The following is a 21,421-nucleotide window of genomic DNA, read 5'->3' as shown; positions in this document are numbered from 1 at the left end:
GGGCGGGGCCGGAAGGCGCGCCGCCCGGCTCCCGCGCGCGCCCGGCGGCGGGGTGCGGCAGGGTGGGCCCATGAGCACGCTGACCGAGGACCTCACGGACCTCTTCGACCACGTCTGGGGGCGCTTCAGGGCGCGGATGGCCGGGCTCGGCGACGCGGAGTGGGACTGGCGGCCGACCCGGGACGCGCACCTCGGCCTGCGCCGGCGGATCGCCCACCTCACCGGCACCCTTCGCGAAGACCGCAATCCCGTCTGGCTCGGGCTCCCGCCCGTGTCCCCGCCGGCCGAGCCGGAGCCGGAACCGGAGTCGGCGCGGGCCGCGCTGGCCGCCGCCGAGCTGGCGTACGCCCGCTGGCGCGGCTGGCTCGCCGAGGTGCCGCAGGAGGCGCTGGCCGAGCCGATCGGGGCCGTGGCCGGGCCCTACGGGGAGGCCACCAGGCTCTCCTTCGTCCTGCACCTCGCCGACGAACTGGTGCACCACACGGCCGAGGCGGCGCTGCTGCGCGACCTGTACGCCGGCACCCACTGAGCCCCCGCGCGCCGGGCCCTTCCCCCGGGGCCTCCCCGGCGCCTTCCGGGCGCCTCCGCACAGAGGCAGCGGCGTTCCCTACAGCCGGGAGAGCGCGGCCACCGCGAACAGCACGTCGTGTATCACCGCGGGATCGCCCTCGCCGCCTGAGGCGACCTCCTCCGGGGTGAGCCTTCCCGCGGCCAGCTGGCAGAACGCGACGTCCTCAAGCGCCAGGTGCGCCACGGCCCGTCGCGCCGCGGTGCGGGAGACCGCGGCGGCCGGCGAGTCGAGCGGCAGGTACCAGTGGCCGCCGCCCGGGCCCTCGATCTCCAGGTGCAGGGTGCGGCCGGGCGCGCCGACCGAGGCCAGCCGGATCGGCGAGGAGGCGAGCCCGGCCCGGCGCCGGTCGGCGATGCTGCCGGGAAGGCGGCGGGCGGCGAGGTCGACCAGCAGCCGCAGGTGCGGGCCCACCGGCGGTCCGTAGGGGTAGGACACCGCCTCGGCGATGTCGGTGGCGTGCACCCAGCAGGCGAACGCCCGGTCCAGGTAGGCGTCGGACAGCGCGATCTCGGGCGCCCCGGGAAACAGCCCCCACTCGCCGAGCAGTTCCCGCGGCACGGTCCGCTCGCCGGTCCTGCCGCCCCGGGCCGCGGCGGCCCGGACCAGCGCCCGCGTCTGCTCCCGCCAGGGCAGCCAGGCGGGCCGTTCCACCCCGGCGCGCCACGCGGCCAGCGTCCTGGCCACCGGGGCGCGCTCCGCGCCCGGGGCCGGGCCGGCCGGGTCGGGCAGCCCCACGGCCCCGGCCAGCAGGCCGTCGACGACGAGCAGGTGGTGCAGGACGCCGGAGACGGTCGTGGTGTGCCCGAGCCAGTGGTCGTCCTCGAACCAGCGCAACGTCACCGGCGTGCGCCACTCGTCCTCCGCCATGTCGTGCAGCAGCGCGTCCAGCCTGGCGGCCTCCGCGTCGAGCGGCTCCGCCCAGGAGGGCACCGGAAGCTTCGCGGGCCGCCGCTCCAGGCAGCCTTCGAGTACCCGGTTGCGCAGGCGCGGGTCCAGGTCGAGGCTGGCCGGCGGCTCCAGCAGCATGGCGGCGTCCCGCAGTTGCAGCCCCTCCTCGGCGCACCGCGTGCAGTCCTCCAGATGCGCCTCGACGCGCCACGCCTCCTCCGGGGCGCACGCGCCGAGGGCCCAGGCGCCGAGCAGGGCGGCGATGTCCTCGTGCGTCACGCGGGCCCCGGACGCCCCGTCTGCCCCGGATGGCCCGTCTGCCCCGGGCGCCTGGGATGGCCCGCCCGCCTCGTGGACCCCGCCCGTCCCGTCCGTCCCGCCCGTCCCGTCCGTCCCGCCGGTCTCCGCGGTCGCGTCCTGGCCGGCGGCGCCGGACGGGCTCCCGGACGTGTTGCCTGAAGGGCCCCCGGACGTGCCGGCGGACGGGGCACACGGCGGGCTGCCGGCCGGGCTGCCGGGCCGGGCGGAGTGGCCGCCGCCGGGCGTCTGCCCGCCCGGCGGGCCCTCCTCGCCACCACCGGCCTCCGGCGGGTCGAACTGGGACATCGGCTCGCTCGCCTCCCGTTGCCGAGGGGTGACCGTCCGGGGACCGTCCGCGCCCGCCGCCGGGGGCGCGGGCAGGCCCGGCGCTTCCGCTTCGTGCGGCGGCGTCACGGGCCCTCCTCCCGCCCCGGCTCCCCGGGCGCCGCGCCGCCGCGGAGGGGGGCGTCGGCCGTTCCCGGGCGGTAACGGGCCGCGGAGGAGAGGAGTTGCAGGCCGAGGCGCAGGCGCCGGCGGGCCTCGTCCTGGGTGATGCCGAGCCGCTCCGCCATCTGCCGGTAGTCCTGCCGCTGGAAGCGGGTGAGGTGGAGGGCGTCGCGCAGCGGCGCGGGCATGGCGGTGACGATGTAGTCGGCTCGGGCCGCGGTGGAGGCGGCCTGCACCTGGGCCTCGAGCGCCCCGCCGGCCGCGGGGGCGCCGCCCTCCCGGCCGTTCGGCCGCCGCAGCCGGTCCACCGCGATGCGGTGCGTCTCGCCGGCGATCCAGGAGCGCAGCGTCCCGTCCTCGGGGTCGAAGTCCTCCGGGGCCTCCCAGATGCGGGCGAAGACCTCGCGGGTCACCTGGGCCGTGGCCTCCTCGTCGTCCAGCACCCGCTGGGCGATGCGGTACGTCAGCGTGGCGAAGCGGTCGTACAGCTCGGCGAGTGCCGCGGCCTCGCCGCGCCGGAGCCGCTCGCGCATGCTGCGGTCCCAGTGCGGCGGCGTCTCGTGCGCCATCCGGTCCCCCAACTCCCGTCCGTCCGACGGACATCCCAGGTCCCGTGCGTACGTCAAATGTAGTGCGCACCGCCGTCGGCGCGCGCCCCGTGAGGCCCGGTCCGCGCCTCGGCCGGCCGCGAGGCACGGGTTCCGGCCAACGCCCGGCGCCGCCGCCTGGCCGGAACGCCCCAGGCGGCGGCCGCCGCGGGCCGGTGGGGGACCGCTCCGGTGACCGGCGGGCGCCGGGGGGAGTGACGCGGCCGAAACTGGGCAGGGCGCACTACAGGTGGTGGTGCCGGCGGGCGGTCCCGCGGACCGCGCCGGCGCACGCGCCCGGCCGCGCACGTGCCGGGCGAACGACCCGGGCTCGCGGGCGCCTCGCACCGTGGCCCCCGGCCGGCCGGGGTCAGGCTCGGGTCCGGCTCGGCCGGTCCGGGTCCCGGGGCTCGCCGGACGGGCCACGGCAGACAACCACAGAAGCCGTTGAAGGTGACGGAGACATCGGCCCGTTGCGGCGCCGCGGCGGCGCCGGGCCCGGCACGAAGGGCGGCGCGGAGTGACCTTGCAGGTGCTCGTCATGCAACGGGGGGAGTGGACCGTGCTGTCCGTCGTCGGCGAACTCGACCTCGCGACCTCGCCGGCCGTGCGGCAGCACGTGCACGAGGCGGTGGCCGAGGGGCGCAAACGGCTGGTGCTCGACCTCGCCCAGGTGCGGTTCTGCGATTCCACGGGGGTCGGGGTGCTGATCGCCGCGCGGCGGCTGATGCGTTCGTGCGCGGGCGAGTTGCGGCTGATCCTGCCCGCCCGCGGCGCGGAGGAGGGCTCTCACGTCAACCGGGTGCTCGCGGCCCTCGGCGTGCGGCGGCTCTTCGACTGCTACCCGGACCTGGAGGCGGCGGCGGGGGAAAGCGTGACCGCCTGAGCGGTGTTCGAGCACTCCTCGCGCATCTCGCACATTATGCCGGGCGCTTACTCCTTTGCGCCGGAATATTCCTGAAGCGCTTGTTGTCCGACTCGCCCGTCAATCATGCTGTCCGCTACCGAGGTTGTGCCCTCGGTGTGAGGCGAAGAGTCCGCCGGTTCGGATGGTGTGAACGGTGCAGGAGCTGGAGAAGCAGTTGGAGGTCGCCCCCGAGCCCTCGGAGGTGGCCCGCGCCCGCAGGTGGGTGCGGGCACAGCTGGGCCGGGGGCATCCCTGTCCGGCCTGCCCCGACGAGTCGCAGACCGACACGCTGGTGCTGCTGGTGTCCGAGTTGGTGACCAACGCCGTGGTGCACACGGGCCGGCCGGCCGTGCTCAGACTCGCGGTCAGGGAGCCCGACTCGGTGCGGCTCGAAGTGGTGGACGACAGCGCGCGCCCGCCGCGCCCGCGCCGGGCGGAGGGCGAGGACACCGGGGGCCGCGGCCTTGAGCTGGTGGGCGTTCTGGCCGACCGCTGGGGCTGGCAGCGGGAGGGCGGCGGCAAAAGGGTGTGGTGCGAACTCGACTGCCCGCCCCCGGGGGAATCCGGACGACTATTGACGGCCCGTGGTGGCTTGATCACCCTAAGGAAAGGTTCCGCCAGGTCCGTGGAGGCCGGCTCTGGCGGGGCCGGGTGATGCGCGGCGAGGGGACGTCGAGGTCGGGCCTGGCCCGGCGCGCCCGCGGCCGCCTGGACCTCGGCGAGTGCGGATCACCCGGGACGGGCCCCCTCCCCGGCGGGGAGGGGCGCCCGCTCTGGCCGGCGGCCCGGCACGCCGGGCGCCCGGCGGCCCGAGTCCTGCGGGGCGCGCGGGGCGCACGGGCGGCCCAGGACGCCCGGGGCGCGCGGGCGGGGTCACAGCCGGCGGGCGAGGGCGGAGGCGATCCTCGGGGCCTCCCTGGCGATCTCCCGCAGCATGCCGCTGAGCGGGTTGCGGTAGCCGGTGAAGTAGAGCCCGGGGGCGGCCGGATGGGTCCTGCGGCCGTGCACGAGCGGGCGGCCCTGGGCGTCGAGCACCCCGAGGTGGCCGACGAGCGCGTCGAGCCCGCGGCGGTAGCCGGTGGCGGCGATGACGGCGTCCGGGGTGATCTCGGTCCCGTCGGCGAGCGCGACCTTGTCCCCCTCGAAGGAGACCACCGCGGCGACCGGCTCGACGAGCCGCCGCCGCACCGCCCGGATCAGCCCGGTCCTGCCGGTGTCCTGCACCGGGATGGCGCCCTGCCGCGCGCGGCTGTAGAGCCCGGTGGCCGGGCGCGGCAGGCCGTACGGGGTCAGGTCGGGCAGCAGGCGCTCCACGGGCCTCGCGAGCCGGTCGACCAGGGGCACCGGCAGGCGGCGGCACAGGATCGCCCCCGCCTGCGCGGGCCAGCCGAGGGTCGAGCGGCGCACCAGGTGCGGCGGCGTGCGCACCGCGAGCCTGACCCGCCCCGCCCCGCCGAAGCCGAGGTCGGCGGCTATCTCGGCGCCGGTGTTGCCCACGCCGACGACCAGCACGTCGCGGCCGGCGAACGGCTCCGGGTTGCGGTAGGCGGCGGCGTGCAGCAGCTCGCCGGTGTAGGTGTCCAGGCCCGGCCAGTCGGGCAGCCGCGGGGTGTGGTTGTAGCCGGTGGCGACCACCACGGCGGCGGCGCGCAGCCGGCGCCCGCCGTTCGCCGTGAGCTCCCAGCCGCCGGCCGGGTCGCCGGCCCGGTCGATCCTGGCGACCTCCACGCCGGTGGCCAGGTCGAGGCGGTGGTGGCGGGCGTACCCCTCCAGGTAGCGGACGAAGTCCTCGCGGGCCACCCAGCGGCCGGCCGCGCGGGGTATGGGGAGCCCGGGCAGCGAGGACCAGCGGCGGGTGGTGTGCAGCCGCAGCCGGTCGTAGTGCCGGCGCCAGGCGGCTCCCACCTCGCCGGACTTCTCCAGGACGACGGCCCTGATGCCGTGGCCGGCGAGCGCGGCCGCGGCGGAGAGCCCGGCGGGACCCGCGCCGATCACGTACACGGGCGCGGGCGGGCGTTCCGGTTCGGAGGGCGACGAAACGGAAGGGGCGGACGACTTCGGCATGTTCATGAGCATACGCAGGCCGTAGGCGCCGACAACCGCGCGTGTCCGCGGGCGCTGCCTTCCGGAGGGAAGCGCGGGGCGGCGACGCGGGGCGACAAGCCGGGAGACGAGCGGGGGAGGCAAACGGAGACAGGGAAAGCCGGGAAAGCCGGGAAAGCCGGGGAGGCGGGGAAGACAGGGGAGGCCGGAGAAGGGGAGGAGGCGAGCGGGCACAGGCGGCAAGGAGGCTCCGCGTGGGGGCGCCGCCGCGCGGTGCGGCGCGGGCGCTACTTGGCGGCGGGCTTGCGGCCGGTGACGCCCAGGTGCACGAGGAGGGCGAGGGCGGGCCTGAGGTCGCCCTGTTTGGCGCCGAGCGCCTGGAGGCTCTTCGGCTGGGCGGAGGCGGCGGCCAGCATGGTGACGAGGGAGGCGGCCAGCGCGGTGGGCGTCGCCTCGGGGGCCGTGGCGCGCCCGCGCCCGCGCTCCGCCTCGATCGTCTCGGCCAGCGGCTTGACCACCGCGCCCTGCACGCGGGTCCTGAGGCGGACGAAGCGCCGGTCGCCCTCGGCGGCGCCCAGGTCGATCACCCGGAGGATGGCGTCGTGTTTGCGCCAGAACGTGAGGACGCCCTCCACCAGCTCCTCGGCGGCCGCTCCGCCCGCGCGGCCGGCCCAGGAGCGCCCGGTGAGCAGCTCGGAGAGCTCGGCGCTCTCCCGCACCACGCCGTCGGCCAGCTCCAGGACCGCGGCCTCGACATCCGGGAAGTATTGGTAGAAAGTGGCCGGTGACGTGCCCGCTTTGCGTGCTACGTCGATGACTTTGACGTCGCGGTACGGGGACGACCCCAGCATCTTGCCGAGGCAGTCGAGCAGTTTCTGCCGCGTTGCCTGACCACGCCGACCGGCGACCCGGCCGTCAACGGTCGTTACCTGTCCTGTCATGCCAGTCAGCTTATCTACGCGCGATCAAGGCGCGATTTGATCGCATCCGAACGGGGTGAGGCCACACGCGAACGCGTCCATTCCCCATTTTCCTGGCTCTTCGCGGGGCTTCGATCGCGTTGGCGGTTTTTTGTGGATCTTCACGATCCTTTGCGGCTCTATGCGACCTTGTGGGGCGCTACCACCCCTTGTGCGCCCCCGCACCCCGGGTTCGCCCTTGTCGGTGCCTGAGGGAAGAATCGTCTTGGAGGTCCGCACGGTCCGAGCGGCAATGAGATGCTGCAAGGGGCGGTGAAGCAGCGCCCTAACGGGGAGGAGGTGTCAGGCACGTGGTGGAGCAGCTGACGCAGCACGATCCGCGGCGGATCGGGCCGTTCGAGGTGCTCGGCCGGCTCGGCGCCGGCGGCATGGGCCTGGTCTACTTGGCGCGGTCGGCGTCCGGGCGGCGAGTGGCGATCAAGACGGTGCGCAGCGAGCTCGCCGAGGACCAGCTGTTCCGGGTGCGCTTCACGCGCGAGGTCGAGGCGGCCAGGGCGGTCAGCGGCTTCTACACCGCGGCCGTGGTCGACGCCGACCCGCGGGCCGCCGTGCCCTGGCTGGCGACCGCCTACGTGCCCGCCCCCTCCCTGGAGGAGATCGTCACCGAGTGCGGGCCGCTGCCCCCGCAGGCCGTCCGCTGGCTCGCCGCGGGCATCGCCGAGGCCCTCCAGTCGATCCACGGCGCCGGGCTGGTGCACCGGGACATGAAGCCCTCCAACGTGCTCGTGGTCGAGGACGGCCCGCGCGTCATCGACTTCGGCATCGCCTCCGGCGTCTCCAACACCCGCCTGACCATGACCAACGTCGCGGTCGGCACCCCCGCCTACATGTCCCCGGAGCAGGCCAGGGACTCCCGCAGCGTCACCGGGGCGAGCGACGTCTTCTCCCTCGCCTCCACCCTCGTCTTCGCCGCCACCGGCCATCCGCCCTACCACGGGGCGAACCCGGTGGAGACCGTCTTCATGCTGCTGCGGGAGCGGCCCGACCTGTCCGGGCTGCCGGACGAGCTGCGGCCCCTGATCGAGTCCCTGATGGAGCACAAGCCCGAGGACCGGCCCACCCCGGCCGACCTGCAGGCCCAGCTCGCCCCCCACCTCTTCGCGGGGGGTGACGACGGCGGCAGCGCCTCCGCCTGGCTGCCGCCGGGCGCGGTCGCGCTCATCGAGCGCCGCCGCGGCCGTTCGCCCAGCTCGCCGCCCGCGGCGCCCTCGCCCCCCTCCGTTCCCTCGGCACCCTCAGGGCCCCCCTCTGCGCCCTCGGCATCTTCGGCGTCTTCACCTTCCGCGGCCTCGGGCAGGACCGCGCCGCCTCCCATGCCCACCGCCCCGCCGCCGATGCCGAGCGCCCCGCCGCCCTCGGTGCCCGCGGTGCCGCCCGCGGAGGACCCGGTGCGGCTGCCCGGGGCGCAGATGCCGATCGGCCCGGGGCCGCAGCGCGGCGCCCCCGCCGCCCCCGGCGACCACCTCGTGCCGCACTCCCCTGACTGGGCCAGGCCGCCGACGGCCGCCCCCGCGGCGGCCGTGCCGAGCCCGATCACCGCGCACCCGGGGCAGCCGGGGCAGCAGACCGCGGCGCCGGCCCGCTGGCGGCCCTGGCGCTTCCGGATGAACAACGACCTGTGGGGCTCGCCCGTCGTCCGCGGCGGCCTGCTCTACGTCACCTCGGTCGAGGTGCACGCGCTCGACGTGGCAAGCGGGCGGCGGCAGTTCAAGACCCGGGACGTGGCCTGGTCGATGGCCGTCACCGGCGGCCGGGTCCTCGCCTCCGACGGGCCGAGCCTGTACGCCCTCGACGCCACCGACGGCTCCGACCGCTGGCGCATCGCGACCGAGGGCTGGATCTACGCCCTGCGAGCCGAGCGCGGCACCGTCGTCACCGCGATGCGGGGCGGCGGCGTGCAGGCCTGGGAGTCGGCCAACGGCGAGCGGCTGTGGGAGCTCTCCGGCGCCCAGACCGACTTCGAGACCCCCGACACGGCGCCCGTGGTGCACGGCGGCGTCGTCTACGCCTGGGGCGAGGGCCAGTTGTACGCCCTGGAGGCGCGCACCGGCGCCGAGCTGTGGCGTTACCCGGTGGGCGACGTCTCGGTGACCGGCGGGGTGCCGGTGCGGGTGGCACCCACCGACGACGGGGCGGTGTACGTGTGCGCCGGCTCGCGCGTCCTCGCCCTGGACTCCGCGACGGGCGCCGAGCGCTGGCGCTTCGACGCCCCGGCCGCGATCCTGTGCCCGCCCACCTACGCCTCCGCCGCGACCCGCGAGGCCGGCGTGTACTTCGCCGACTACCTCGGCACGGTCTACGCGCTCGACGTGGCCACCGGGGACGACAGGTGGCGCATCGCCACCGAGGCCAGGCAGTCCACCGAGCCGGTGGTGGTGTCCGACGGCCTCGTGCACCTGGGCAGCGGCACCGCGATGTACACGCTGGACGCGGTCAGCGGGACGCCGCGGTGGCGTTTCGCCGCGGGGGAGCCGATCGTCGGCTCGGCCGTGGTCAGGGACGGCCGCCTGCACTTCGGCTCGGCGGACCACTGCCTGTACACGCTGGACGCGGTCAGCGGGCGGCTCAGCTGGAAGCTGGAGACCGGCGGCGAGATCACCGGGACGCCCGCGGCGGCCGACGGCATGGTCTTCGCCTGCAGCAAGGACCACTGCGTGTACGCCCTGGACGCGGCCCGCGGCACCCGGCAGGCGTAGCGCCGCCCCGCGCGCAGCCGCCCGCCTGCGCCCGCCCGCCCCGGGCGGGGGCAACTCCGGCCCCGGCCACGCCCGTTCCCCCGGGCGGCTAGCCTCTGGGCATGAGCGTTGCCGCACCCGTCCGCCTGACCCGGGCACTCGTGGGACTGACCAGGTCACGGCCCGGGACGCTGCCGTCCGCCGCGGCCACCGCCCCCTGGCTGACCGGCGTCGCCGCGCTGGTCGCCCTGGAGTTGCTGCGGCTGTCGGGGGTCGCGGCCCGCGGCCCGGTCGCCCCCGTCCTGGTCTGCCTGTGCGCGGCGGCGGGCGGGCCGCTGGTGTGGTGGCTGGGCTCGCGGCGCGCGCTGCCGGCGGCCGTCGGCGGGCTCGCGCTGGCCAGGCTGCTCGTGCAACTCCCCTTCGCGCGCGTGCTTCCCGTCGTCGCGTTCGCCCTCGGGCTCGCCTTCGCCGTGCTGGTGCTCGCGGTGCGCGCCTGCGCGGACACCGGGCGCGCGGCCAGGGCGCTGGCCCTGGCCGCCGGCGCCGACGCGGCGCTGCGGCTGTGCGGCGACCTGCTCGACCCGGTGTGGCACCGCGGCGCGGCCGGGTGGCTGCCCGCCCTGCTGCTCGCCCTCGCCCTGGCGGGCCTGGCCTGGTGCCTGTACCAGGAGCCCGCCGCCCGGCCCGCGGGCGGGGTGCCGCTCGCGCTGCTCGGCGCGCCCCTGGCCTGGTACGGACTGCTGGCCGGCTCGCCCTCCTACCTGTCCGCCGAGGCGGAGGTCTCCGCGAGCGCGGCCGGCTTGTGGGTGGCGGCGGGCGCGCTCGCCGGGGTCTGGGCGATGGGGGAGCGGTGGCCCGCGCCCGCGGTACTCGCACCGGCCCTCGCCGCTTTCGTCCTGCTGCCCGGCTGGGCCGCCTGCCCGGCCGCGGCGCTGGCGCTCGCCGCGCTGCCCGCGGTGCTGCGGCGGGCCCTGGCGCTGCGCCCGCCCGCCTGGGCCGCCCTCGCGCCGCCCTACGACCTGGCGCTCGCCGGGGCCGCCGGCGCGCTGGGCTGCCTGCTGGTCGCGCTCCCCCTGCAACACGGCGTCGCGCCGGGCGCGTTCGTGCTGATCACGGCGTTCGGCACGGCCCTGGCCGCCCTCGGGGCGCCGGGCGGGCCGCCGCTGCCGAGGCCCTTCGCGCCGGTGCTGCTGGCCGTCGCGCTGCTCGCGGCGCCGCCGCTGACCGGGGCGCTGCGCCCGGCTCCCGCGCCGCTGCCCACGGACACGGCGGGCGGGATATACCGCCTGCTGACCTGGAACGTCTCCGCCGCCGTCGACCGGGGAGGGGAACTCGACCCGGGGGCGGTCCTGGACGCCGTCGAGGAGGCGGGGGCCGACATCGTGGTCCTGCAGGAGGTGCCGCGGGGCCTGGCGGGCGCCGGGGGTCTCGACCTGCGGGCCTGGCTGGCCCGGCAGCTCGGCGCCACCGCGGTGTGGGCCCCGGCCGGGGAGCCGCAGCGGGGCACCCTGGTCCTCACCGGGCTGCCGGTGGTCGGGGCCGAGACCTCGGGGCTGCCGGGGGACGGGTCCCTGGCCGCGGTGGAGGTGCGGCTGGCGAACGGCGCCACCGCCCGCCTGGTCACCGCACGCGCCGAGCCGGGGGAGGCGACGAGCCGGGCGCTGCTTGCGGCCGTGGGCGAGGACCCGCACGCCGTGCTGGCGGGCGACCTGGGCGCGGGGCCGGGCTCGCCCGAGGCCCGGGCGGCCCTGGGGGCCGGCCTGCACGGCGCCGAGGAGGCCGCGGGCGCCGGGAGCACCACGGACGCCGCGGCGGAGGGGGACCGGGTGCTGGGCGCCAGGGACGTGGCCTTCGGCGACTTCGGCCGCCTGGCCGCGCGGGGCTTCGCACACGCGCCCCTGGCCGTGACCGTCTACCTCGACTGAGCCCGGCCGCGCCGGCCGCCCGCGCGTGCACCGTGCGGCGGCGGGCGCGCGCACCGTGCGGCCCGCGCGCGCACCGGAGGCCGGGCGCGCGCACCGGGGGCCGGGGCGCTCCCTCGCGCGGGTGGCGCCGGATCACCCGAAGGCGTGGAATCTCCGGCGGCCCCGCGTGCCGCCTCGACGGGCGGGCGGCCTGGCCCCACGAAGATCCGGACGACGCGGCCTAGCCGAAGCCCCCGGTGGCGTGCAGGTTCTGCCCGGTGAGCCAGCGCCCGTCGGGACCGGCCAGGAAGGCGACCACGTCGGCGATGTCGGCGGGCTCGCCCAGACGGCCGAGCGGGGTGAGCCGCTCCACCTGGGCCACCGCCTCCGGGGGGTTGTGGGTGCGGAAGAGCTCGGTGTCGGTGGCGCCGGGGGAGACGACGTTGGCGGTGATGCCGCGCGGGCCGAGTTCCACGGCGGCCACGGCCGTCAGCTGTTCCAGCGCGCCCTTGCCCGCCACGTAGAGGCCGAGGCCGGGGCCTGGGCGGCTGGTGTTGAGGGTGGAGATGTTCACGATCCGGCCGTTGTCCCGCATGTGCCTGGCCGCATAGCGGAGGGTCACGAACACGGAGGTCGCGTTCGCGGCCATCGTCTCCTCCCACAGCTCGTCCGGGGTGTCGGCGAGCGGGGTGAGGGAGATGTCGCGCACCGCGTTGTTGACCAGCACGTCGAGCCCGCCGAGGAGTTCGGCGGCGCGCTCCATCAGGGCCTCCGCCTGGGCGGGCTCGGTGAAGTCGGCCCGGACGCCCCGGGCGGTGCCGCCCCCGGCCGCCGCGACCGCGGCCTCCACCTCGGCGGCCCGGGCCTGGTTTTTCGCGTAGCTGAAGACGACCTGTGCGCCGTCGCGCGCCAGTCGCTCCACGATGGCACGCCCGATGCCCCGGGAGCCGCCGGTGACAACGGCCGCTTTACCGTTCAGAGGTTGAGCCACGCCGCAAGCATGCCAGCATGTCCGCATGGCACAACATGCGTTCGCCGAGGGCGAGACGGGCCCGCCGTGGCGGCTGGCGGCCGAGGTGCGGGTGGCGCTGGTGCTCGGCTGCTCCGGCTCGACGGCCGCGCTGCGTGGCTCCCTCGCGTCCGGCGCCGCGGACGCGTTCAGCGACATCGACGTCGAATGGATCGTCCCCGACGCCAGATTCGCCTCGTGCCTGTCGCGGGCGCCCGAGGTGCTGGCGGCGGTGCGGCCGGTGGCCTCGGTGCGGGTGGACCCCGAGTTCGCCCACTCGGACCGGCGGCGCCTGCTCTACGTGCGCTTCGCCGAGGTGCCGCTGTTCTGGCGGCTCGACCTGTCGGTGCGCGCGGCCTCGGTGGCGTCCGACCCCGACTACGACGTGGGCAATCCGGCGGCGCGGGCCGCGGAGGGCGAGTGGTCGCGGCCGGCCAGCGCCCTGGCCAACGCGGTCGGGGTGGTGAAGGCGGTGGCGCGGGGGCGTCCGGAGGAGGCGCGTGCGCTGCTCGACCGCGGTCTGGCGCGGATCGGGGAGCCGGGGACCGCGGGCGGCGCCTGGCCGGCCGAGATCGCCCGCCTCGCCCGCGCGGCGGTCCGCAGGGAGCCGGGGCTCGCCTCCTTCGCCGCGGAGGTCGAGTCGCTGGCCTTCCGGCTGCTCGGCTCGGGAACGCCCGTCACACCGCCCCTCCCGGCCGGCTCAGCGCCCCTTCCGCCGCCCGCCGCCCCGCCCGCGGGCCCCTGAGGGCCGGGGAAGACGCCGGAAGGACCGGAAACCGCAGCAGGACCGGGAAGGCCACGGAAGGAACCGCAGAGAGGCCACAGCAGGACCGGGAAGGGCACAGAGGGAACCGGGAAGGGCCCGGGGCGGCGAAGAGGCGGGAGGCGACGCCGTTCGGCCCGAACGGCTCCCCTCCATGCCGTCCGGGCCGACGCCTGCGTGTCCCGCCCGGAGCCGCAGCCGCCGCCGCGGCCCGGACGGAACCCCCACCCCACGGCACGCACGCGGGTTCCCCTCCGCGTGCGCGCTGTGCCTCAGCCGGCCGTGTCGCGGCCCCCAGGAGGCCCGGGCGGCGCCCCCTCCACGCCACCCGAGCCGGTCGGGACCGGACCCGCCCGGCGGCTCCCCCGTCGCCGCCGAACAGATCATCGGCTGCGCCCGGTCACGCACCCCTGTGCGACCGGACTTTATGAGCATGACAGTGAGTCATAAACAGGCGATAAACGCCGGTGGGCGGGCCCGACGGAGGGTCCCGCCCACGGGGTGGCACCCCGGAGTCTCACTCCGGCGAGCCGGTGACCTGGTGGTCGTAGGGCTCCGCCTGAGGGGAGTCCGTGACGGCGGCGGCCCGGCCGTCCTGGCCCGGCGCGGCCAGTGCCTGCGCGGCACCGCCCGCCAAGACGGCGGCGGCGATGGCGCCGACCGCGGCGATCCTCAATGTGTGGCGCATAGGTACTCCTTGCGGGATAACGCGGAGACATGCTTGCGAGGGCACTCAATTCTTTTTCCAGCCGGAGGCGGTCTTTCAAACACGCGATGGCGTCACGAAAGGCCGTGCCAGGCACAGCAATAACTGGCTGGGTGGCGACAAGCGGGCCGCCCAGCCAGCTGTTTTCGCTGTGGGGTGGTCGGAAATCCGGGGTGCCGGCGGGTATTCAGTCGGCCTCGGCCGCGGGTGCGGACTTCGCCGCCTTGCCCGCCGGCTCGCCCGTGATCTGGTGATCGTCCGGCTTGACAAGGGGCTCGCCGGTGATCTGGTGGTCGGTGGGCTTGACGACCGGCTCGCTGGTGATCTGATGGTCGTCGGGCTCGGGCTCGCCATCGGGCTCGCGAGTTATCTGGTGATCGGCGGGTTTCACCAGGGGCTCGCTGGTGATCTGGTGGTCCGCGGGCGCGGCCTTGGTGTCGAACTCCCCCTCCGCCAGGTCGAGTTCATCGATGTTCCTGGCGTCCTGCGTCGTGATGTCACTCAACGGTCTCTACTCCCGGTGCCTGTAGCTGTGGACAGGCGGGGAAAGCCGTCCCGCGCGAGTCCCCCGCGGCACACGGACGGCCCCCGGCCTGCTGACCCGCCGCCCCGGGGCAGCGGGTCGACGCGCCGAGGGTGACAGGTGGCGATAAACGATTCGTGAACCCGGCAGCCGGATTCGAAGGCTCAGACGGTCGTGGCGGCCAGGAGGTTGCGGACTTCGGTCGCGCGTTGGCTGCCGAGCTTCTCGAAGGCGTCCAGGGCCTGCTCCCAGCAGGCGCGGGCGCGGACCGTCTGCCCGGTGCCCTCAAGGGCCCGGCCGAGCGCGGTGAGGACGTTGGCGCGCCGCCAGGGCCCGCCGATGTCGCGCAGCTCCGCGAGGGCCCGCTCGGCCAGGCCCGCCGCCTCGGCCGGCTCCCCCGTGTCCAGGTACGTCTCCGCCAGGCGGAAGAGGGTCATGCCCACCCACAGCCGCTGCCGGTTCTCCTCGAAGAAGGCCAGCGCCCGGGTGAACTGGCCGAGGGCCTCGCCGTGGCGGTCCGAGCGGGCGAGCGCAAGGCCGAGCGCGTAGTCGGCGTTGGCCAGGCGCAGGGTCGAGCCCACCTCGCGGTGGATGGCGTGCGCCTCCTCGGCCAGCGAGACCGCGGACCGCAGGCGCCCGGTGTCCAGGTGCACCCGGGACAGGTTGCTGAGGAGGCTCGCCTCCGAGGGCCGGTTGCCGTCCTCCCTGAAGGCGGTCAGCGCCTCGGTGAGGAACCGCTCGGCGTCCGCGTACCGCTCCTGGTAGAAGGCGATGATGCCGCGGTCGTTCAGCGCGTGGCAGCGGGTCACGATGTCGCCCGCCGCGTCGCCGAGCAGGAGCGCGCGCTCCGCCTCGCTGTCGGCCTCCTCGAACCGGCCGGCCACGCTGTGCCCGTGCGAGAGCAGCATCCTGGCCCGGCCCTCGACCAGCCGGTCGCCCGCGGCCTGGGCCGCTTCGAGCACCTTGCGCGTGGCCTGCTCGTACTGGCGGGAGAACGCCCCGGACTCGGCGAGGTCCTGGGTGGCCACCAGCAGGTCCACCGCGTGCCGCTGCGACCCGCGCTCCGCGGCCCGCCGGACGCAGGAGAGCAGGCAGTCCGCCTCGGCGAACAGCCAGTCGAAGGCGGCCGTGTGCCGGTCGAAACGCAGCCCCGGGTGGGTGGTGGGGGCGAAGTGCGCCACGGTGCGCTCGGCCGGCCGCTCCCAGGAGTACACCCCGGAGGCCGTGGCCAGGTAGAAGTCGAGGAGGCGGCCGAGGGCGGCCTCGCGCTCGGCCGGGGGCTGTTCGTCGCGCTCCGCGCAGGCCCGGGCGAAGAGGCGGACCAGGTCGTGGAAGCGGTAGCGGCCGGGCGCCGCGGACTCCAGCAGCGAGGTGTCGACCAGGGACTCCAGCAGCGACTCTGCCGTCTCCGGGTCGCGGTCGAGGAGGGCCGCGGCGGCGTGCACCGAGATGTCGGGGCCGTCCGCGAGACCCAGCAGGCGGAAGGCCCTGGCCTGCTCGCCCTCCAGCTGCCCGTAGCCGAGCTCGAAGGTCGCCTTGACGGCCTGGTCGCCGGCCTGCAACTCGTCGAGGCGGCGGCGTTCGTCGCTCAGCTTGCGGGCCAGGACGGACACCGTCCAGGTGCGGCGGGCGGCCAGCCGGGAGGCGGCGATCCTGATGGCGAGCGGCAGGAAGCCGCAGGCCGCCACGACGTCCATCGCGGCCTGCCGCTCGGCGCCCACCCGTTCGGGGCCGACGATGCGGGTGAAGAGGGTCAGCGCCTCCTCGGGGCTCATGACGTCGAGGTCCACCAGGTGGGCCCCGGCCAGGTCCACCATCCTGGCCCGGCTGGTGATCAGGGTGGCGCAGCCTGCGGTGCCCGGCAGCAGGTGCCTGACCTGGGCGGCGTCCCGCGCGTTGTCCAGCAGGGTCAGCACGCGGCGCCCGTCGAGCAGCGAGCGGTACAGGGCGGCGCGTTCCGCCAGGCCCTCGGGGATCGCCGAGTCCGCGGCGCCCAGGGCCCGCAGGAAGGAGCCGAGCACCGCGCCCGGGTCGGCCGGGGCCGAGCCGGCGCCCTGGAGGTCGACGTACAGCTGCCCGTCCGGGAAGTCCTCCCGCGCGGCGTGCGCGACCTGCACGGCGAGCGTCGTCTTGCCCACGCCCCCGATCCCGGCGACCGCGGAGACGGCCATCACCCGGCCGCCCGCGGTGGCCAGTTGGGCACCGAGCTCCGCGACGAAGGCCGCGCGGCCGGTGAAGTCGGACACGGCGGCCGGCAGCTGGGCCGGCCTGACCTGCGGGGCGGCGGTGGTGGACGGCTCCTGCACGTGGTTGAGGGAGGCGTCGGCGTTGAGGATGCGGTTTTGCAGGTCGGCCAGCTCGGCGCGCGGCTCCACGCCCAGCTCCTCGATCAGCAGGCGGCGCGCGTCGGCGTACACGGCCAGGGCCTCGGCCTGCCGCCCGCTGCGGTACAGCGCGAGCATCAGCAGCTCCCGCAGCCGTTCCCTCAGCGGGTGCGCGGTGGTCAGCGCCGTCAGCTCGGACACCGACTCGGCGTGCATCCCGGCCTGGAGGCCGACGTCGAGGCGCTGTTCGAGCAGCGCCAGGCGCCGGTCGGCCAGCTTGGTGCGCTGCATCTCCGCTTCCGGGCCCGGCACCCCGCCCAGCGCCTCGCCGTCCCACAGCTCCAGTGCCTGCCCGTACAGGCCGTGCGCCTCCACCAGGTTTCCCGCGGCCAGGGTCTTCTCGGCCGCCGTGGTCAACTCGCCCACCCGGTCCAGGTCCAGCCGGTCCCGCGGGCCGAGGCGCAGCGCGTAGCCGCCGAACTGACTGACCAGCACGTCCGTGCGCGGCGCGAAGGACTTGCGCAGCCGGGAGGCGTACGTGCGCAGCGCGGCCACCGCCTGCTGCGGGGGCTCCTCGCCCCACAGCGCGTCGACCAGCTCCTGCGCCGTCGCGATGCGGCCACGGCGCAGCAGCAGAGCGGCGAGCAGCGCCCGTTGCTGAGGAGATCCCGGGGGCAGCTCGCGCTCGCCCTGCCGGGCCCTGACCGGCCCCAGAACAGCGAACTCTAAGGCAGGCGCGTGCTCCCCCGTGGTCCCCTCAAGATCGACCATGGCGTCCTCTGCTCTTACCTCTTCACCTATGGGGCGCGAACATCGAAGTCTATCGGCCCGAACTGCCATCCAGGAAGACGGGATTCGACGGGCCGGGCAAGGCAACGGTACCCGCCGGGGGCGTGGGGGGTCCCCGCCTCCCCGCCCCCCGGGCCGGGCCCCCCGCCCCGCCGGGGCCCGGCCGGGGCACGCGCCGCGGCGGCCCGCCGGGCGCGGCACCGTGTCCGTGTGTTCGGGTCCGCTTCTATGCTCGGGGAATGACTACGAGCGCGCAGGAACCGACTGCCAACGCGATGCGGCGCGCGCTGCGCCGGGCTCGCGACGGGGTGGCCCTGGACGCGGCGGAGGCGACCGTGCTGCTCCAGGCCAGGGGGGCCGACCTGGAGCAGCTGGCACAGGCGGCGGCCCGGGTGCGGGACGCCGGACTCGAAGCCGCCGGCCGGCCCGGGGTGATCACGTACTCGAAGAAGGTGTTCATTCCCCTGACCCGGCTGTGCCGGGACCGCTGCCACTACTGCACCTTCGTGACCGTTCCCGGCAGGCTGCGCCGGGCCGGCCACGGCATGTTCCTCTCCCCCGACGAGGTGCTCGCGCTCGCCCGGCGCGGCGCGGAACTCGGCTGCAAGGAGGCCCTCTTCACGCTCGGCGACAAGCCGGAGGACCGCTGGCCCGAGGCCAGGGCGTGGCTCGACGAGGCCGGCTACGACGACACCCTCGCCTACCTGCGGGCGATGGCGGTGCGGGTCCTGGAGGAGACCGGGCTGCTGCCGCACCTCAACCCCGGCGTGCTGACCTGGCAGGACTTCCAGCGGCTGAAACCCGTGGCCCCCTCAATGGGGATGATGCTGGAGACCACCGCGACCCGGCTGTGGTCCGACCCCTCGGGGCCGCACCACGGCTCGCCCGACAAGGAGCCCGCGGTGCGGCTGCGGGTGCTTGAGGACGCCGGCCGCTCCAGCGTCCCCTTCACCACCGGCATCCTCATCGGGATCGGCGAGGACCACGCGGAACGGGCCGACTCCCTGTTCGCGCTGCGCCGGGTGGCCCGCGCCCACCGCGGCATACAGGAAGTCATCGTGCAGAACTTCCGGGCCAAGCCGGACACCGCGATGCGGGCCATGCCGGACGCCGAACTGTCCGAGCTGGCGGCGACCGTGGCCGTGGCCAGGCTGCTGCTCGGCCCGGCCGCCAGAATCCAGGCCCCGCCCAACCTCGTGGACGAGGAGTACGCGCTGCTGATCCGCTCCGGGATCGACGACTGGGGCGGCGTCTCCCCGCTGACCCCGGACCACGTGAACCCGGAGCGGCCCTGGCCGCACATCGAGGAACTGGCCGCCAGGACCGCGGCCGCCGGCTTCACGCTGCGCGAACGGCTCACCATCTACCCGGAGTTCGTCCGCCGTGGCGAGCCCTGGCTCGACCCGCGGCTGCTGCCGCACGTCACCGCGCTCGCCGACCCCGCCACCGGCCTGGCCCGCGAGGAGGCGATCCCGCGGGGGCTGCCCTGGCAGGAGCCGGACCGGCCGCTCAGTGCCGCGGGCCGCACCGACCTGCACCGCGCCGTCGACGCCGAGGGCCGCACCGGCGACCGCCGCACGGACTTCGACGAGGTGTACGGCGACTGGGAGGAGCTGCGGGAGCTGGCCGCGCCGGGGATGGTGCCCGAGCGGATCGACGCCGACGTCCGCGAGGCCCTCTCGGTGGCCGCCGCCGACCCGACCCGCCTCACCGACGCGCAGGCCCTCGCCCTGCTGCACGCCGAGGGGCCCGCGCTGGACGCCCTGTGCCGGGTCGCCGACGACCTGCGGCGTTCCGTGGTCGGCGAGGAGGTCACCTACGTCGTCACCAGGAACATCAACTTCACCAACGTCTGCTACACCGGCTGCCGTTTCTGCGCCTTCGCCCAGCGCCGCACGGACGCCGACGCGTACACCCTCTCGCTGGAGCAGATCGCGGAGCGGGCGGCGCAGGCCTGGGAGGTGGGCGCCGTCGAGGTCTGCATGCAGGGCGGCATCCACCCCGACCTGCCGGGCACCGCCTACTTCGACATCGTGCGCGCGGTCAAGGAACGGGTGCCAGGCATCCACGTCCACGCCTTCTCGCCGATGGAGATCGTCAACGGCGCGGCCCGCACCGGGATGCCGGTGCGCGAGTGGCTGCTGGCCGCGAAGGAGGCGGGGCTCGACACCATCCCCGGCACGGCCGCCGAGATCCTCGACGACGAGGTGCGCTGGGTGCTGACGAGGGGCAAGCTGCCCGCCGCGACCTGGATCGAGGTGGTCTCCACCGCGCACGAGCTGGGGCTGCGTTCCTCCTCGACGATGATGTACGGCCATGTCGACCAGCCGCGGCACTGGCTCACCCACCTGCGGACCCTGGCCGCCATCCAGCGGCGGAACGAGGAGAAGGGCGTGGCCGGTTTCACGGAGTTCGTCACCCTCCCCTTCATTCACACCAACGCCCCGGTGTACCTGGCCGGAATCGCCCGCCCCGGGCCCTCGCACCGCGACAATCGAGCGGTGACGGCGATGGCCAGGCTGCTGCTGCACCCGCACATCACCCACATCCAGACCAGCTGGGTGAAGCTGGGCACCGAGGGCGCGGCCGAGATGCTGCGCTCCGGCGCCGACGACCTGGGCGGGACGCTGATGGAGGAGACCATCTCCCGGATGGCGGGCTCGGCCTACGGCTCCTACCGCTCGGTGGCCGAGCTGCGGGCCATCGCCGCATCGGTGGGCCGCCCCTCCCGGCTGCGCACCACCACCTACGGCGAGGTGACGGCCGAGCGCGCCGAGCGGGCGCGGGCGGCCGACGGGCACCTGCCGCGGCTGCTGCCCGTGCTGGGAGGTGCGTGATGAGCACACCGGCGGACGGCGCGCTGTGGGGGCGCGCCGACCAGCAGGACTACCGCAGCCGGGTGCGCGGCTGCCTGCTCGGCGGCGCGGTGGGCGACGCGCTGGGCGCCGCCGTGGAGTTCCTGTCCTGGGCGGAGATCCGCGAGACGTACGGGCCCGAGGGCATCACCGACTACGCCCCCGCCTACGGGCGGCGGGGGGCCGTTACCGACGACACCCAGATGTCGCTGTTCACGGTGGACGGCCTGATCCGGGCGCACGTGCGGCGCGACACCGGCGCCTGGCACCCGCCCACCGACCTGCACGCCGCCTACCGCCGCTGGTACACCACGCAACGCGAGTGGGGCCCGGACGAGCGGCGGCCCGCGGACGGCTGGCTGGCCAGGCAGGAGTGGCTGTACGCGCAGCGGGCCCCGGGCCGCGCCTGCCTGAGCGGCCTCGCGGACGAGGTGATGGGCACCCTGGAGCAGCCGAAGAACCCCGACTCGAAGGGCTGCGGCACGGTGATGCGCTCCGCGCCCTTCGGGCTGCTCGTCGGCTGGGAGCCGCACCTGGTGTTCCAGCTCGGCGTGGAGTGCGCCGCGCAGACCCACGGCCACCCGACCGGGCTGCTGGCCGCGGGGGCGTTCGCCGCGATCGTGCACGCGCTGGTGCGCGGGGACGACCTGGACACGGCCGTGCAGAAGGCGCTCGTGCAACTCGCCTCGCGGCCGGGGCACGAGGAGACGACGGACGCGCTCAAGCAGGCGCTGGGCGCGGTCAGGCAGGGCCTGCCGAGCCCCGAGCGGGTCGCCTCGCTCGGCGAGGGCTGGACGGCGGAGGAGGCCCTGGCCATCGGCGTCTACTGCGCGCTGGTCGCCGAGGACGTCAGGCACGGCCTGCTGCTCGCCGTCAACCACGGCGGGGACTCCGACTCCACGGGCTCGGTCTGCGGGAACCTGCTGGGCGCCCTGCACGGCGACACGGCCCTCCCGCCCGCCTGGGTGGCGGAGGTGGAGGGCCGCGCCACGATCCTGGAACTCGCCGACGACTTCGCCATGGAGATGACCCAGGGCCCGGCCCTGCACGGCCCCGCGGACTCCGCCCGGGTCTGGCTGGAACGGTACCCGCGGGGCTGACCCGCGGGGCCGGCCCCGCGGGGCGGGCGCCGCGCTCCGGGAAGGGCCGG

16 protein-coding genes are annotated in these 21,421 nt (G+C 76.1%); 8 read left to right on the top strand and 8 right to left on the bottom strand.

Annotated features, from left to right (window positions below; all coding sequences use genetic code 11):
• Positions 1-70: 70 nt before the first annotated feature.
• The gene (locus D7294_RS31920) at positions 71-529 is read left to right on the top strand and encodes a DinB family protein (protein ID WP_158674625.1); all 459 of its coding nucleotides are present in this window, start codon (positions 71-73) and stop codon (positions 527-529) included.
• A 78-nt stretch (positions 530-607) separates the two neighbouring features.
• On the opposite strand, the gene D7294_RS14450 is transcribed toward D7294_RS31920, so the two are convergent.
• On the bottom strand, positions 608-1,738 hold the full coding sequence (locus D7294_RS14450; protein WP_241562359.1) for a zf-HC2 domain-containing protein: 1,131 nt from the start codon (positions 1,736-1,738) through the stop codon (positions 608-610).
• Between the two features lie 431 nt (positions 1,739-2,169).
• Positions 2,170-2,775, bottom strand: coding sequence for an RNA polymerase sigma factor (locus D7294_RS14445; RefSeq protein WP_120679559.1), 606 nt, complete (start codon positions 2,773-2,775; stop codon positions 2,170-2,172).
• 538 nt (positions 2,776-3,313) lie between these two features.
• Here D7294_RS14445 and D7294_RS14440 point away from each other — a divergent pair.
• Entirely contained in the window at positions 3,314-3,679 is a 366-nt protein-coding gene (locus tag D7294_RS14440) for an STAS domain-containing protein (protein WP_120679557.1), read from the top strand.
• A 175-nt stretch (positions 3,680-3,854) separates the two neighbouring features.
• Positions 3,855-4,355 (top strand): ATP-binding protein, encoded by a 501-nt coding sequence (locus D7294_RS14435; RefSeq protein WP_120679555.1) that lies wholly within the window; start codon positions 3,855-3,857, stop codon positions 4,353-4,355.
• 218 nt (positions 4,356-4,573) lie between these two features.
• On the opposite strand, the gene D7294_RS14425 is transcribed toward D7294_RS14435, so the two are convergent.
• Together D7294_RS14425 and D7294_RS14420 are read right to left on the bottom strand one after the other, a co-directional pair.
• Positions 4,574-5,764, bottom strand: coding sequence for a flavin-containing monooxygenase (locus D7294_RS14425; RefSeq protein ID WP_120679961.1), 1,191 nt, complete (start codon positions 5,762-5,764; stop codon positions 4,574-4,576).
• A gap of 266 nt (positions 5,765-6,030) precedes the next feature.
• Positions 6,031-6,684, bottom strand: a complete 654-nt coding sequence (locus tag D7294_RS14420; protein WP_120679553.1) for a TetR family transcriptional regulator — start codon at positions 6,682-6,684, stop codon at positions 6,031-6,033.
• 329 nt (positions 6,685-7,013) lie between these two features.
• On the opposite strand from D7294_RS14420, the gene afsK reads away from it, so the two are divergent.
• The gene (gene afsK / locus D7294_RS14415; RefSeq protein WP_174248352.1) at positions 7,014-9,419 is read left to right on the top strand and encodes a protein serine/threonine kinase AfsK; all 2,406 of its coding nucleotides are present in this window, start codon (positions 7,014-7,016) and stop codon (positions 9,417-9,419) included.
• Between the two features lie 101 nt (positions 9,420-9,520).
• Positions 9,521-11,323, top strand: a complete 1,803-nt coding sequence (locus tag D7294_RS14410; RefSeq protein WP_147450829.1) for an endonuclease/exonuclease/phosphatase family protein — start codon at positions 9,521-9,523, stop codon at positions 11,321-11,323.
• Between the two features lie 220 nt (positions 11,324-11,543).
• On the opposite strand, the gene D7294_RS14405 is transcribed toward D7294_RS14410, so the two are convergent.
• Positions 11,544-12,320 (bottom strand): SDR family oxidoreductase, encoded by a 777-nt coding sequence (locus D7294_RS14405; protein WP_120679549.1) that lies wholly within the window; start codon positions 12,318-12,320, stop codon positions 11,544-11,546.
• Here D7294_RS14405 and D7294_RS14400 point away from each other — a divergent pair.
• Positions 12,319-13,056, top strand: a complete 738-nt coding sequence (locus D7294_RS14400; RefSeq protein WP_241562357.1) for a hypothetical protein — start codon at positions 12,319-12,321, stop codon at positions 13,054-13,056. The genes D7294_RS14405 and D7294_RS14400 overlap by 2 nt on opposite strands.
• 535 nt (positions 13,057-13,591) lie before the next feature.
• Here D7294_RS14400 and D7294_RS31915 read toward each other — a convergent pair.
• From D7294_RS31915 to afsR, 3 genes are all read right to left on the bottom strand, one after another.
• Complete coding sequence (locus tag D7294_RS31915; RefSeq protein WP_158674624.1) at positions 13,592-13,762, bottom strand: hypothetical protein; 171 nt, start codon at positions 13,760-13,762, stop codon at positions 13,592-13,594.
• 205 nt (positions 13,763-13,967) lie between these two features.
• Positions 13,968-14,285, bottom strand: a complete 318-nt coding sequence (locus D7294_RS14395) for a hypothetical protein (protein ID WP_241562356.1) — start codon at positions 14,283-14,285, stop codon at positions 13,968-13,970.
• Between the two features lie 182 nt (positions 14,286-14,467).
• Complete coding sequence (gene afsR / locus D7294_RS14390; protein ID WP_120679547.1) at positions 14,468-17,398, bottom strand: SARP-family global regulator AfsR; 2,931 nt, start codon at positions 17,396-17,398, stop codon at positions 14,468-14,470.
• Between the two features lie 257 nt (positions 17,399-17,655).
• On the opposite strand from afsR, the gene D7294_RS14385 reads away from it, so the two are divergent.
• The gene (locus D7294_RS14385) at positions 17,656-20,253 is read left to right on the top strand and encodes a bifunctional FO biosynthesis protein CofGH (RefSeq protein ID WP_120679545.1); all 2,598 of its coding nucleotides are present in this window, start codon (positions 17,656-17,658) and stop codon (positions 20,251-20,253) included.
• A complete protein-coding gene (locus tag D7294_RS14380; protein WP_120679543.1) occupies positions 20,253-21,371 on the top strand; it encodes an ADP-ribosylglycohydrolase family protein in 1,119 nt (372 codons plus the stop codon). The genes D7294_RS14385 and D7294_RS14380 overlap by 1 nt, the downstream gene beginning before the upstream one ends.
• Positions 21,372-21,421: the final 50 nt, after the last annotated feature.

It is taken from the genome of Streptomyces hoynatensis (assembly GCF_003626535.1).
Taxonomy (GTDB): Bacteria; Actinomycetota; Actinomycetes; order Streptomycetales; family Streptomycetaceae; genus Streptomyces; species Streptomyces hoynatensis.
Note: the sequence above shows the minus strand (reverse complement) of the source record. Positions and strands in the feature narration are given on the sequence as shown.